Below are 14,658 nucleotides of genomic sequence, written 5' to 3'. Positions count from 1 at the left end.
GCTTTCTCTTCTGCTCAACCACCGCGCCTCCCCCCAGGCGCGGCATCCCCGCCGGTCAGGCGGCGAAGGAGATGGTTCACGTGTCCGCTACGCCCGTGTTGGCGTTGCGAGGAGTCTCGAAGCGATTCGGTGCCGTACAGGTACTCACCGAAGTCGACCTCGAGGTTCACGCCGGAGAGGTTGTCGCCCTGGTCGGCGACAACGGTGCCGGTAAATCAACGCTGGTCAAGACCATTGCCGGTGTCCACCCCATCGATGACGGCGTCATCGAGTGGGAGGGCAAGCCGGTCCACATCAACCGCCCCCAGGACTCGCAGGGTCTGGGCATCGCGACGGTCTACCAGGACCTCGCCCTGTGCGACAACCTCGATGTCGTGGGCAACCTCTACCTCGGCCGGGAGCTGCGCCGCTTCGGCATCCTCGACGAGGTGGAGATGGAGCGCCGCTCCCGCGAGCTGCTCTCCACGCTCTCCATCCGCATCCCCAGCGTCCGCATCCCGATCGCCTCGCTCTCCGGCGGTCAGCGCCAGACGGTGGCCATCGCGCGTTCGATGCTCGGTGAGCCGAAGCTGGTCATCCTCGACGAGCCGACGGCCGCCCTCGGTGTCGAGCAGACCGCCCAGGTCCTCGACCTGGTCGAGCGACTGCGCGAGCGCGGTCTCGCGGTCATCCTCATCAGCCACAACATGGCCGACGTCAAGGCGGTGGCCGACAAGGTCGCCGTGCTGCGTCTCGGCCACAACAACGGCGTCTTCGACGTGAAGACCACCTCGCACGAAGAGATCATCTCTGCCATCACGGGTGCCACGGACAACGCCGTGACCCGTCGTGCGGCGCGCACCGCGGAGGTTTCGAAGTGACCACGGACAAGACCTCCACCGCCACGGCGGACTCGCCGGTCGTCAACCAGGAGGCCGCCGACGGCGCCGCCACCGCGATCGACCCCCGGCTGCTCGTCCGCGAGCAGGGCCTGAGCGGCTACTTCAGCGAGTTCAAGCGCAAGATCGGCGCCGGTGACCTGGGTTCGCTCCCGGTGATCCTCGGCCTGGTCATCATCTGCGTCGTCTTCCAGAGCATGAACTCCGAGTTCCTCTCCGCGAAGAACATCACCGACATCTCCGTCACGATGGTCGCCACCGGCATGATGGCGGTCGGCATCATCTTCGTGCTGCTGCTCGGTGAGATCGACCTCTCGGTCGGCTCCGTCAGCGGTGTCTCGGGCGCCCTCGTCGCGGTGCTCACCATCACGCACGGCATGAACGAATGGCTCGCCATTCTCATAGCCATCATCAGCGGTGCGGTGATCGGCGCGATCCACGGCTTCTTCTTCGCCAAGATCGGCGCCCCGGCCTTCGCCGTCACCCTGGCCGGCCTGCTGTTCTGGCTCGGCTTCATGCTCAACCTGCTCGGCGACACGGGCACCATCAACCTGGACAGCAAGGGCGTCGTCGGCCAGATGACGACCTACTACTTCACGGACGTCGCCGCGGCCTACGGCCTCGCCACCGTCGGTGTGGTGGCCTTCTTCCTGTCGGCCTTCTTCGACAGCCGCCGCCGTGAGAAGGCCGGGGTCCCGTCCCGCCCGCTCGCCGACATCATCCTGCGCACGGTCGTCCTGGCGGTCTTCGCCTTCGCCGCCGCGTTCATGTTCAACCAGGACCGCGGTCTGCCCCTGGCGTTCGTCCTCTTCATCGTCGCCCTGGTCCTCACGGACTTCGTCCTGCGCCGTACGGCCTACGGCCGGAAGATCTTCGCCCTCGGCGGCAGCGTCGAGGCGTCCCGCCGTGCCGGTATCAACGTCACCGCGATCCGCGTCTCGGTGTTCGCCATCGCCGGTACGTTCGGCGCCATCGGCGGCCTGTTCTGGGCCTCGAAGATCGCCTCCGCCAACCAGAGCGCCGGCACCGGCGACCTGCTGATGAACGTCATCGCGGCGGCCGTCATCGGCGGCACCAGCCTCTTCGGTGGCCGGGGCCGCACCTGGAACGCCCTCCTCGGCGTGATGGTGATCGTCTCCATCCAGTACGGTCTCAACCTCGAAGGCATCGCCACCCCGGTCCAGTACATGATCACGGGTGCCGTCCTCCTGGCGACGGTCTGCATCGACTCCGTCACCCGGAAGACCCAGAAGACGGCGGGCCGCGCCTGAACCACGGCTCCGCGCGGGTGCCCGGCGTCCCTCAGGGGGTGCCGGGCACCCGCGCGTCCGTGTGCGGCGCGTGTTCCCGCCGTGTTCGAGGCCGTCCCGGGGGACGACCGGCGCTCCCGGGGTAGAAGCATCCAGCGCGGGGTCGCGGCGGGTGCGCGCCCCGGGCGCTCACGACCGGTGGTACTCCGGGCGTGAGAAGGAACGCACCGCCCGATGCCGCGGCACCGGGCCGGAACATTAGACTCGTCGGAATCGACACGCTCGACCAGCTCACACGCAAGGAGGCACGGGTGGACCTGCTGACCCGCATCGAGGGACCGCGCGACCTGGACCGGCTCAGCCTCGACCAGCTGGAACAGCTCGCCGGGGAGATCCGTACGTTCCTGGTCGACGCCGTGTCCAAGACCGGTGGGCACCTGGGCCCCAACCTGGGCGTGGTCGAGCTGACCATCGCCCTCCACCGGGTCTTCGAGTCGCCCCGCGACAAGGTCCTCTTCGACACCGGCCACCAGAGCTACGTGCACAAGCTGCTCACGGGCCGGCAGGACTTCTCCCGGCTCAAGAGCAAGGGCGGCCTGTCGGGGTACCCGTCGCGCGCCGAGTCCGCGCACGACGTCATCGAGAACTCGCACGCCTCCACCGTCCTCGGCTGGGCCGACGGCCTCGCCAAGGCCAACGAGGTGCTGCGCAAGGACGACCACGTCGTCGCCGTCATCGGTGACGGAGCCCTCACCGGCGGCATGGCCTGGGAGGCGCTCAACAACATCGCCGCCGCCAAGGACCGCCCGCTCGTCATCGTCGTCAACGACAACGAGCGCTCCTACGCGCCCACCATCGGCGGCCTCGCCAACCACCTCGCCACCCTGCGCACCACGGACGGCTACGAGCGCTTCCTCGCCCGCGGCAAGGACCTCCTGGAGCGCACCCCCGTCGTCGGCCGGCCGCTCTACGAGACGCTGCACGGCGCGAAGAAGGGCCTCAAGGACTTCATCGCCCCCCAGGGCATGTTCGAGGACCTCGGCCTGAAGTACGTCGGCCCCATCGACGGCCACGACATCGAGGCCCTGGAGTCCGCCCTGCTGCGCGCCAAGCGCTTCGGCGGACCGGTCATCGTCCACTGCATCACCGAGAAGGGCCGCGGCTACACCCCCGCCCTCCAGGACGAGGCCGACCGCTTCCACGCCGTCGGCAAGATCCACCCCGACACCGGGCTGCCGATCTCCACCTCCGGCCTCGACTGGACCTCCGTCTTCGGCGAGGAGATGGTCAAGCTCGGCCGGGAGCGCGAGGACATCGTCGCGATCACCGCCGCGATGCTCCAGCCGGTCGGCCTCGGCAAGTTCGAGGAAGCCTTCCCCGACCGCATCTACGACGTCGGCATCGCCGAGCAGCACGGCGCGGTCTCCGCCGCCGGCCTCGCCACCGGCGGACTGCACCCCGTCTTCGCGGTGTACGCCACCTTCCTCAACCGCGCCTTCGACCAGGTCCTGATGGACGTCGCCCTGCACAAGTGCGGCGTCACCTTCGTCCTGGACCGGGCCGGCATCACCGGCACCGACGGCGCCTCGCACAACGGCATGTGGGACATGTCGATCCTGCAGTGCGTGCCGGGGCTGCGGATCGCCGCCCCGCGCGACGCCGACCAGGTCCGTGCCCAGCTGCGCGAGGCCGTCGACGTCGACGACGCGCCCACCGTGGTCCGCTTCTCCAAGGGCGCGGTCGGCCCGGCCGTCAAGGCGGTCGGCACCGTCGGCGGCATGGACCTGCTGCGTGTCCCCGACACCGACCGGCCCGACGTGCTGCTGGTCTCCGTCGGCGCGCTCGCCCCCATGTGCCTGGAGATCGCCGACCTGCTCGACGCCCAGGGCATCTCCACCACCGTGGTCGACCCCCGCTGGGTCAAGCCGGTCGACGAGGCCATGGCCCCGCTCGCCGACCGCCACCGGGTCGTCGTCACCGTCGAGGACAACAGCCGCGTCGGAGGTGTCGGCTCCGCCGTCGCCCAGGCGCTCCGCGACGCCGGCGTCGACCTGCCGCTGCGCGACTTCGGCATCCCGCCGGTCTTCCTCGACCACGCTTCGCGCAACGAGGTCATGGCCGAGATCGGCCTCACCGCCCCGGACATCGCCCGCCAGGTCACCGGGCTCGTCGCCAAGCTCGACGGCCGCTACGAGACCCGCGACGCGGAGCCCGCCCGCGACTGACCCGCCGCCCGCGACCGGCCGCCGCGTCCGGCCGGCCCCCGCGACCGGCCCCGACGCCGGGCGCGACCCGCGCCGGACGCCGCCCGGCGCACCCCCGCGTACCGCCGAATGGGCCGGTGCCGCCTCCCTGTACGGGTGGTGGCACCGGCCCGTTCGCGCGACATGCCCCGCAAGGCGCCCCGAGTCCGGGGGACCTCCCCATGATGGCGCCCACGACGAGTGCGCGGAGGTACGCAGGTGAGCGTGGAGCAGGGGACGCCCCCCGGCCGGGACGGGCTGTTCCGGACCAAGACGATCGAGCAGTCCCTGCGGGACACCGAGGAGCCCGAGCACGCGCTCAAGAAGTCGCTCTCCGCTCTCGACCTCACGGTCTTCGGCGTCGGAGTCGTCATCGGCACCGGCATCTTCGTCCTCACCGGCAAGGTCGCCAAGGAGACCGCGGGCCCCGCGACCGCCATCGCCTTCGCGGTCGCGGGCGTGGTCTGCGCGCTGGCCGCCCTCTGCTACGCCGAGTTCGCCTCCACGGTCCCCGTCGCCGGCTCCGCGTACACCTTCGCCTACGCCTCGCTCGGCGAGCTGGTCGCCTGGATCATCGGCTGGGACCTGGTGCTGGAATTCGCGCTGGGCACGGCGGTGGTGGCCGTCGGCTGGTCCGGGTACGTACGCTCACTCATGGACAACGCGGGCTGGTCGCTGCCCGACGCGCTCTCCGGGACCGACGTGGCGTCCGGCTTCGGCTTCGACCTCCTGGCGTTCCTCCTCGTGCTGGTCCTCACCGCCGTCCTGGTGCTCGGCATGAAGCTCTCGGCGCGGGTCACCACCGTCGTCGTCGCCATCAAGGTGGCCGTCGTCCTCATCGTGATCGTCGCCGGACTCTTCTTCATCGACTCCGGCAACTACTCGCCCTTCATCCCGGAGGCCGAGCCGCAGCCGTCCGGCACCGGGCTCGACTCCCCGCTGATCCAGGCGGTGTTCGGCTACGAGCCCACCAACTTCGGCGTGATGGGCATCTTCACCGCCGCCTCCATCGTCTTCTTCGCGTTCATCGGCTTCGACGTGGTCGCCACCGCCGCCGAGGAGACCCGGCACCCCCAGCGGGACATGCCCCGCGGCATCCTCGGGTCGCTCCTCATCTGCACGGTGCTCTACGTAGCCGTCTCCATCGTGGTCACCGGCATGCAGCACTACACCGAACTCTCCGTGAGCGCCCCGCTGGCGGACGCCTTCAAGGCGGTCGGCCACCCCTTCTACGCAGGCGTCATCAGCTTCGGCGCCGCCGTCGGGCTCACCGTCGTCTGCATGATCCTGCTGCTGGGACAGTCCCGCGTCTTCTTCGCGATGAGCCGCGACGGGCTGCTGCCCCGGTTCTTCTCCGTGACCCACCCGAAGTACGGCACCCCGTACCGTCCGACGATCCTGCTCGGCGTCATCATCGCGATCGTCGCCGGATTCACCAGCATCGACGAACTGGCGACCCTGGTGAACATCGGGACGCTCTTCGCGTTCGTGGTGGTCGCCCTCGGCGTGATCGTGCTGCGCCGCACCCGCCCCGACCTGCCCCGGGCCTTCCGTACCCCCTGGGTGCCGGTGCTCCCGATCCTGTCGGTGGCCGCCTCGGTCTGGCTGATGCTCAACCTGCCGGTGGAGACCTGGCTCCGGTTCGCGCTCTGGATGGCGCTGGGCGTGGTCATCTACTTCGTGTACGGGCGCAAGCACAGCCGGCTGGTCACCGGCCGCAAGTGAAACACCCCGCACGGAGGAGGGGCGTACGGGGCCCGACCCGTACGCCCCTCCTTCACGTCCAGCGATCTTCCGGCCCGTCAGCCGCCGGTCGCCGGCGACTTCTTGGCCGACTCCGGGATGGTGGCATCCGTGCGGATCGCCTTCCACAGGTCGTCCGACTGCGGGTGCGCGGCCACCACCCGGTTCGGGTCCGCCTTGTCGTACTCGACCGGCAGCATGATCGTCTCCATGTTCGCCGGGTCGACACCATTCATCGAACGGGCGAACTCCGCCAGCGAGGTCAGCGAGGCGAGGCTGGAGTCGGTGGTCAGCGACTCGGTGGCGGCACTGGCGATCTTGTACGACTTGGTGGGGCTGCCCAGCAGGTCCTGCTTCTTGACCTCCTTCAGCAGCGCGAACATGAACTGCTGCTGGAGGCCGATCCGGCCGAGGTCGCTGCCGTCCCCGATGCCGTGGCGGGTCCGGACGAAGGCGAGCGACTGGGTGCCGTCGAGCTTGTGCGTACCGGCGGTGAGGTTCAGTCCGGACGAACTGTCCTTGATGGGCTCGTCGACCTCGACGGTGACGCCGCCTATGGCGTCGACGAGACCCTTGAAGCCGGCGAAGTTGATCTCCAGGTAGTGGTCGATCCGCACGCCGGACATCTTCTCGACGGTCTTGACGACGCAGGCCGGACCCACCTGCGAGTAGACCGAGTTGAACATGACGCGATCGGCGGAGGCCATCGTGGAGCCGTCGCTCTTGAGGCACTCGGGCCGGGTCACCAGGGTGTCGCGGGGTATGGAGACCGCGACGGCCTGCGTGCGGCCCTCGGGTATGTGCACCACCATCGCCGTGTCCGACCGCGCGCCGCTCACACTGCCGCCGCCGCCGAGCTCCTTGTTCTCCGCCCCGGCCCGCGAGTCCGAGCCGAGGACGAGGATGTTCTGCCCGGACGTCGGCAGCTTCTCCGGCCGCTCCTTCTCGTCCAGCTTGGAGTCGATGTCGACGGCCTTGATGTTGTTGTCGAGGTCGCGGTACATCCAGTAGACGGTGCCGCCCGCCGCGATCAGCAGGACGAACAGGACACCGACCGTGATCTTCAGGCCCCGACGCTTGCGGGGCTTGGGCGCGCGGCGCGACCGGGTGGCCTCGGGGTCGGTGCTCGGATTCGGTGTCTCGGCGTCGTGGCTCATCCTGCTTGAGTCCTCAAATCTCATGGCCCGGCGCGGGCGGCGGAGTGCGTGGGACCCGGGTGGGGGGTGTGACCGGTCCGTGAATGCATGACTGACCGAGCACTATAGAACAGGTGAGCGGGCAATGGTCTTGAGTGACCTTTTCGCCCGAAATGACTCCTCCCCGGAGGGTTTTGTCCGAGGGTGGCGGCGCACCCCGGCCGACGTCAGGGGGCGCTCCGGTGGATGCCGTGTTCAGGGCACGTGAACCCCGTGTGAAGCATGTGACAAAATTACGGCTGAAGGTCTGCTGGATCATGGCCTTCGCGGTGTGCGGATTACGACGTGAGGGGCAAGGGCATGCGGGGCAAGCCCGGGCGCACGACGAAGGCGGATCGTGCGGAGGGCGCGGTGCTCTCGCGGGAGGCGGAGCCGCTTGCCGCGCTGGTGGACGGTCCTTGGCTCGTCATGGGCAAGGACCAGAGGCTCAGTTTGTTCACCCGGAGCGAGGGCCGGCTGTCGCGCTGGACGCAGACGCGTCCCGCCGCTGCGGAATGGTCGGGGCCGGAGCACTTTCCCACTCCGCGGCTCTCCCATCTGTCTTTGGTTCAGGGGGCTGACGGATTCGTGCGTTTCGTGGGCCGCCGGATCTCGGCGGACGGCGCGAGTGCCGACGTGGTCCAGGCGATCCAGTACCAGACCGGCCGTCCTCTCGCGGAGTGGAAGACGGTGGGCAACCCGCACCGGGACCCCGGCAGTGCCCGTCGTGCCGGCGCGCCCGTCGCGGCTGTGAGTGATTCCGGCCGCGTCCGTGTCTTCCTCTCGAACGCCGGGGGCGGGGTCTCGATGCGCGCCGAGGGAGCCAAGGGGGCGTGGGGACCCTGGGACGACCTCAAGGGGAGTGACGCGACCAACGGCATGGTGGTGGTGGGCATGGCTTCGGGGCGGGCCGAACTCCTCGTCCCCGGAGTGGGGTCGGCCATGCGGTGGCAGCAGAGCGGTCCCGACGGCGACATGGTCCGGGGTCTCGACCTGCAGATCTCGGTGGCTCCCGGCAGCGCATGCGGCTTGGAGACCGCTCCCGACCGCATCACCTACTACTGGGCGGACGCGGACACGGGCACGCTCTTCGCCCACCGACCGGGGAGCTGGGTCGTTCCTCTGGGGGGAGTGCGGGCGGTGGGGCGCGTCGCGGCGCTGAGGACCTGGCTGGACGGTTACGACTGCACGGTGCTGGCGCACGGGACGCCGGACGGCCACATCATGCTGGCCGCCTGTGGGACGGAGAACGAGGGCGGAGGTCTCTGGTGGTCTCCCACCGGAGACAAGGCCACCGGGTCTCCGGCGCTGGCGTGCGACGCGGCCGGGCGGGTCGTGCTGGTGACCGCCGGGGAGGACGGGGTGCTGCGCGTGGCGCGGCAGTCCGATGAGCCGGGTCTGGCGATGGGCCCCTCGGTCCGTATCTGACGCCTTCCGGCAGGCCCGGGGTGTTCCTGTGTTGCACAGGTCTGCCGGCCGCGGTCTTTACGTGGGGCATATGTCGGAGTCATAACAAAGTCACAGGAAGATTGTTTAGTCATGGACAAAAGTTATCCATGGTGTGAAGATTTCAAGGCGGTTCGTGTGCTTCCTGTGGCAGGTCCCGCGTGATGGACCTTTCCGGTGGGACGGAAGGGCGAGGAGGAGGCCGATAAGGCCCCTGTGTACGGGTGGGGCGAGAAAATCTGTGGGCGTCAGCAATCCTGAGACCAGCGCGCTTGTATCGACTTATCGGTCTTTGGTTCCGGTTCGGGCGCGCCGCCGTCTCGTCCGACGGGCTCCCGCCCCGCTCCGCAATGTGGTCATGCGTACGCTCGCGGGCGTCGACTCCGCGCGATCGGCCATGGTCGTCAGGGCGTTGGGTGGTCGCCGGAATCCGGCCAGACACAGTCCCGAGGCATCCCTGCGGGTGGTCCGCATCCGGGGAAAGCACGTTCGTGCCGCAGTGGTGCGCGGGGCCACCGAATGGGCCGCCCGGGCCAGGAACTTCCACATGCTGGTCGACGTCCTGGAGGAATCGGGGATCGAGTACTTCGCCGTCCGGGGGACGGCGAAGGGCGTCCCGTGCGTCGCGGTCTCCGCCCGGCTGCGCGACGACGTCGAGGAAGTCCTGCAACTCGCCTTCGGCCGGAACCCCGGCTACGTGGGGGAGGAGTCCAGCCGCTCCATGAGGGCCGGTTCCACCGCGCAGGCATGGCGACGGCTCCGTTCCAGCGCCGTGCTCCGGCTCTCATGGAATGTCTGTGATCCGACCGGGCACCTGGTCTTCGGCCCCGAATCCGGCTGCGACCTGGAGTTCTGGTCCGAGAGCGAGGGTGTGCTGCTGGCGCCCCGGCCCAACTCCGTGCTGGCGCGGGTCTCCGTCGCCGCGGAGGGCCGGACCGTGGAGCAGAAGCTCTTCAGTCCGGTCCCGGCCCAGTACCACACGGGGTACGCCCGTACGTTCCCCGAGTTCACGGCCCGGCTGCCGGAGGACCACGCGTACCCGATCGACGTGGTGTACACCTGGGTCGACGCCGACGATCCCGTCTGGCGCGCCGGGAAGGAAGCGGTCCGGCACGGTCTGACGCCGGACATCGCGGGAGCGATGCACGAGCAGGCGGACAACGCTGCCCGCTTCACGAGCCGGGACGAGCTCAGGTACTCCCTCCGGTCGATCCACCAGTACGCGCCCTGGGTCCGCAACATCTTCCTCGTCACCGCGGGGCAGACGCCGGGCTGGCTCAACACCGAGCATCCGGGGATCAGGGTGGTGGACCACGCGGAGATATTTTCCGATCCGGCGGCCCTGCCGACGTACAACTCGCACGCCATCGAGAGCCAGCTCCACCACATTCCAGACCTTTCCGAGCACTTCCTCTACCTCAACGACGACGTGTTCTTCGGCCGGCCCGTGCGCCCGGATCTCTTCTTCCATCCGAATGGCCTGACCAAATTCTTCATGTCGAAGGCGCTCATTCCGTCGGGCGTCATCTCGGCGGACGATCTGCCGGTCGACGCCGCGGGCAAGAACAGCCGTGGCCTGATCGCGCAGCAGTTCGGCACGGTCATCTCCCAGAAGATGAAACACACGCCGCACGCCCTGCGTCGTACAGTTCTCGACGAGATCGAGCAGACGTACGCGCGCGCCCATTGGGTGACGCAGCATTCGACGTTCCGTTCCCCGCACGACATCCCGATCGCGTCGTCGCTCCACCACTACTTCGCCTACCACGTGGCACGTGCCACCCTCGGCAACCTGCGGTACGTCTACATCGACATCGGTGACGCACTGGCGCAGCGCCGGCTCGACCGGCTCGTCGCGAAGCGGGATTTCGACACTTTCTGCATCAATGACACCGTGGTTCCCGCGGATCCCGACGCGCAGGAGCGCATGGTGAAACGTTTCCTCGACACTTATTTCCCGGTCCCCAGTCCGTACGAACTCACCGGCGCCATAGGGCTTCCGACCAGGCGTACCGCCGAGCTGCGGGGAGCGGAGCGTTGATGCCGGGACGTACCCGGATGCGGGCGGTGCGCGACCGGCTGAAGGCGCGCGCGGCCGTCCTGCGCTCCTGGCTCATCCTGCGCGTGTTCCTGCCCCGGCGCTCGAAGCGTGCGGCGCGGCTGAAGTACGCCGCAGTGCTGGACGGCCAGACGGTCAACCTGCACGCCGAGTTGCCGCGGTCCGTCCGCTCGCCGGACTCGGCGGAGCTCGTCCTCAAGCGGGGGCGGCGGCAGTATGCGAGCCCCGCCCGCGTCTACGCGGGCGACGGCGGCGCACTCCTCATGGACGCCGCGGTCCTGCTCGGCGCCGAGATGGGCGGAGCCCCGGTCACCGTCGGCCGCTGGCAGGTTGCTCTCCGGTTGCGCACGGGGCGCCGGACCCGGCGCGTGCCGCTGCTCCTGGTGGACCTCCCCACCCCCTACGAGGGGCCGACGAAGCCGATGGCGGCGTCCGGCGTGACGGGACAACGCCACCGGCTCGGCCGGTCCGTCACCGGAAACCTGCGTGTGGTCACCGCCGAAGCCAAGCCTGGCGCCGAGGTGGTCAAGGTGCACATCACCCACGCGGGGATCTCCGTCGATTTCCGGGTGCTCGGCGTGCGGATCGACGAGCTGCGGGGGGAGTTCCTCGCCTCGGGCCGCAGGCTCCGGCAGACCGTCACCGTGCTGCCGGACGGGATCACCCGGGTCGAGGTCCCACTGGCGGACATGACCCCGCTCCGTAGCCGGCCCGAGCACTGGGACGTGGTGGTCTGCGGGGCCTCCGGTCGCAGACTCCGGCTGGGGAGGCGTCTGCATGACGTTCGCAACCCCCTTCGCGTCTTCGCCATGCGCGCGACCGCGATTGCCCCCCGCGGCCGGCGGCCCATGCTCGTCCAGCCCCGCTACACGGCGGCGGGGAATCTTCGCATCACCTGCACACAGATGCCCGAAATCAACTGAAGACCATATGAAGATCACTTTCTTGCTGACCACGGCCGACGCCGTGGGAGGAACCGAACGCGCCGTCTTCAACCAGGCGTCGGAGCTCGCGGCCCGCCACGACGTACGAGTTCTGAGCGTCTTCAAGTCGAAGGCCACTCAGTTCTTCTCGCCCGACGAACGGGTGCGTGTCGACTACCTCGTCGACCTCACCGGCCCCGTCCAGCGGCCCCTGCGCGACTCCACCGTCGACGACGGTGTCTGGGCCGCCCTCGCCGCGCAGCCGAGCCGCATCGTCGACAGGGCCTGGGAGGCCGCCTTCAACCGGGTCTCGGACCTGGAGCTCGGGCTCGCCCTGCAGGACACCGACACCGATGTGCTGATCACCACAACACCGGCCCTGATGGCGCTCGCCGTCAGGCTGGCCCCGTCGCGGGTGATCACGGTGCACCAGGAGCACCGGGTGTCGGAACTGAGGGGGACCAGCGGGGATCCGCTCCTGCGCTATTCCGCCATGCTCGACGCCCTGGGCGTACTGAGCGAACGGACGCGGGAATGGTTCGCGGAGACTCTCGGGGACGCCGCTCCGCAGCTGGTGGTCGTCCCGAACGCGCTTCCCGGCGGATTCCGTCCGCGATCGACCCTGGAGACCCGGACGGTCGTCATCGCCGGGCGGCTGGTGGGCGAGAAGCAGATCGACCACGCCATCACGGCCTGGGCGACGGTAGCCCAGCGACACCCCTCCTGGACGCTGCGGATATTCGGCGACGGACCGCTCAGCGGCGCGCTCCGCCGTCAGATCGACGCCCTCGGCCTGCACGACTCCGTCCAGCTCAACGGCAACTCGCCGCATCTGGCGGAGGAATGGGCCAAGGCCAGCATCGCCCTGCTGACCTCGCGCAACGAAGCCTTCGGCCTCGTCCTCGCCGAGGCGCAGGCAGCCGGTGTACCGGTCGTCTCCTACGACTCGCCCAACGGCCCTCGCGAGGTGATCATCGACGGCCGCTCCGGCATGCTGGTGCCCACCGGCGACATCGACGCGCTCACCACGTGTCTGCTGAGGCTCATCGAGGACGCGCCGCTGCGTCACAGCATGGGCGAGGCCGCCCTGGAGGCCGTCGGACGGTTCGCCCCGGCGGTGGTGACCAGCCAGTGGGAACGCATCTTCTCCGACCTTCTCGCCGAGCGGGACTCCGGCCGACGGGACAGGGCAAAGACGGAGCGGCAGGCCCTCCACGACCTGGTCAGCGGTGGTGACGGCGGCGTTCCGGCGGCGTCCCCCGCCCCGGCCAGCACGGTGCGGTCCGGCAATCAGCGAGCGCTGGAGGAGCGCCTGCTCAAGCAGGGCCGCGGACTGGTCCGCGACGGCGGGCAACTGTGCCGGGCGCTCACCTGGGAGTCGCCCTGGGACATCGTTCAGGCCAACCTCGCGCTCGCCGCCAACGTGCTGGAGGCGGCGGACATCCCGTACTTCGTCGTGCGCGACTCCCTCGTCAGGCACACCGTGGCCGTGCACGCCTCGTACCGCCAGACGGTACTCAAGGCGCTCGCCGGCACCTACCGGGACCAAGCGGTGTACGCGGCGGTGCTCAACGAGAACCAGAACGCGATCGCCACGGTCCTCGCCGGCCTGCTGGAGAACTACCTGGAGACCCCCGGCTCCGGAGTGCGCGTCTACCAGAGCGCCGTGTCCACGTCGCGCACCCTCCGGTTGGGGGCCGTCTACGGCTGCACCATCTCCTTCTGGGACGAGGCGCCGGTGGACGAGACCCTGGTGGGAGAGGGTCCGGCACAGGAGCCGTACCTCACCTCGCCCACCCGTACCCTCATCGGCGACCGGGTGCCCCAGGAGGCGATGATCCGCAGCCCCCTCTCTCTGGGAGGCCGCGTCTACCCGTCGATCAGCCCCTTCACACGGCCGCTGCACGGTGACGTGTCGTTCCCCGTCGACGCGGTCTACACCTGGGTCGACGGCGCCGACCTCGGCTGGCTGGAGCGCAAGAACGCCACTCTCGACGGCATGGGTATGGAGACCGAGGACGCGGCCACGAGCGCGGCCAGGTTCCGGGACCGCGACGAACTGCGGTACTCGTTGCGGTCGATCGACATGTACGCGCCGTGGATCCGGAACATCTACCTCGTCACCGATCAGCAGGTGCCGAGCTGGCTGGACACCGCACATCCGCGGGTCCGGGTCGTGGACCACCGGGAGATCTTCGGACAGCGAGGCAAGCTGCCGACGTACAACTCCCACGCCATCGAGAGCCAGTTGCATCACATCGAAGGGCTGGCGGAGCACTTCCTCTACTTCAACGACGACGTCTTCGTGGGCCGGACGATCCAGCCGAGCATGTTCTTCCACAGCAACGGCCAGGCCAAGCACTTCATGTCGCCCACGGCCGTGCCCATGGCGGCGCCGAGCCACAGGGACGAGTTCAACATCAGCGCGGCCAAGAACAACCGCGCGCTCGTCGAGGCCACCTTCGGCCAGGTGCTCGTGCACTCGTTCCTCCACGCGCCGCACCCCCTGCGCCGCAGCGTGCTGGAGGAGATCGAGGGTTACTACCAGGAAGCGGTGGCCACGACGGCCGCCAACCGGTTGCGCAGCCACAGCGATGTCTCCGTCGCTTCCTCGCTGCACCACTACTTCGGCTACCACACGCTGCGCAGTGTGCCGGGAAACATCTCCTGCGGTTTCGTCAACGTCGGACTGAGCGACCACAAGCCGCGCCTGAACCGCATCCTGACGGCCCGCCCGCACGACGTCTTCTGCCTCAACGACTTCCACGACGGTGATGTCCCGGAGGACGAGCAGGACGCCATCCTGACCGCCTTCCTGCCGAGTTACTTCCCCGTCGCGAGCCAATTCGAAGCTGGTTCGGAGCGAAACCTCAGATGTCACGCCGGCTATCTCCCCGGGTGGCCCCTGTGACCGACCAAGCCGACCCGCGAGGGAGCCACA

At 69.2% G+C, this 14,658-nt stretch carries 9 protein-coding genes; 8 read left to right on the top strand and 1 reads right to left on the bottom strand.

The window, feature by feature from the left end; all coding sequences use genetic code 11:
* Positions 1–71: 71 nt before the first annotated feature.
* The 4 genes from ACWCWD_RS16005 to ACWCWD_RS15990 all read left to right on the top strand — a co-directional run bounded on the left by ACWCWD_RS16005 (position 72) and on the right by ACWCWD_RS15990 (position 6,096).
* Complete coding sequence (locus ACWCWD_RS16005; protein WP_266710173.1) at positions 72–860, top strand: ATP-binding cassette domain-containing protein; 789 nt, start codon at positions 72–74, stop codon at positions 858–860.
* Positions 857–2,149 (top strand): sugar ABC transporter permease, encoded by a 1,293-nt coding sequence (locus ACWCWD_RS16000; protein WP_450773360.1) that lies wholly within the window; start codon positions 857–859, stop codon positions 2,147–2,149. The genes ACWCWD_RS16005 and ACWCWD_RS16000 overlap by 4 nt, the downstream gene beginning before the upstream one ends.
* Positions 2,150–2,439: 290 nt before the next feature.
* The gene (gene dxs, locus ACWCWD_RS15995) at positions 2,440–4,353 is read left to right on the top strand and encodes a 1-deoxy-D-xylulose-5-phosphate synthase (RefSeq protein ID WP_450773359.1); all 1,914 of its coding nucleotides are present in this window, start codon (positions 2,440–2,442) and stop codon (positions 4,351–4,353) included.
* A gap of 237 nt (positions 4,354–4,590) precedes the next feature.
* Complete coding sequence (locus tag ACWCWD_RS15990; protein ID WP_450773358.1) at positions 4,591–6,096, top strand: amino acid permease; 1,506 nt, start codon at positions 4,591–4,593, stop codon at positions 6,094–6,096.
* Between the two features lie 77 nt (positions 6,097–6,173).
* Here ACWCWD_RS15990 and ACWCWD_RS15985 read toward each other — a convergent pair whose 3' ends face one another.
* Positions 6,174–7,271 (bottom strand): LCP family protein, encoded by a 1,098-nt coding sequence (locus tag ACWCWD_RS15985; RefSeq protein ID WP_450773357.1) that lies wholly within the window; start codon positions 7,269–7,271, stop codon positions 6,174–6,176.
* A gap of 339 nt (positions 7,272–7,610) precedes the next feature.
* Here ACWCWD_RS15985 and ACWCWD_RS15980 point away from each other — a divergent pair, with 339 nt between their 5' ends.
* The 4 genes from ACWCWD_RS15980 to ACWCWD_RS15965 all read left to right on the top strand — a co-directional run bounded on the left by ACWCWD_RS15980 (position 7,611) and on the right by ACWCWD_RS15965 (position 14,628).
* A complete protein-coding gene (locus ACWCWD_RS15980) occupies positions 7,611–8,717 on the top strand; it encodes a hypothetical protein (RefSeq protein ID WP_450773356.1) in 1,107 nt (368 codons plus the stop codon).
* 376 nt (positions 8,718–9,093) lie between these two features.
* Positions 9,094–10,776, top strand: a complete 1,683-nt coding sequence (locus ACWCWD_RS15975; protein WP_450773354.1) for a stealth family protein — start codon at positions 9,094–9,096, stop codon at positions 10,774–10,776.
* The gene (locus tag ACWCWD_RS15970) at positions 10,776–11,717 is read left to right on the top strand and encodes a hypothetical protein (protein WP_450773353.1); all 942 of its coding nucleotides are present in this window, start codon (positions 10,776–10,778) and stop codon (positions 11,715–11,717) included. Before ACWCWD_RS15975 ends, ACWCWD_RS15970 begins: the two co-directional genes overlap by 1 nt.
* Before the next feature lie 7 nt (positions 11,718–11,724).
* Positions 11,725–14,628 (top strand): stealth conserved region 3 domain-containing protein, encoded by a 2,904-nt coding sequence (locus tag ACWCWD_RS15965; RefSeq protein ID WP_450773351.1) that lies wholly within the window; start codon positions 11,725–11,727, stop codon positions 14,626–14,628.
* Positions 14,629–14,658: the final 30 nt, after the last annotated feature.

The sequence above is a fragment of the Streptomyces sp. NPDC001493 genome (assembly GCF_053597235.1).
The sequence above is the reverse complement of the archived record's forward strand: the minus strand, read 5'-3'. Positions and strand labels throughout refer to the sequence as shown.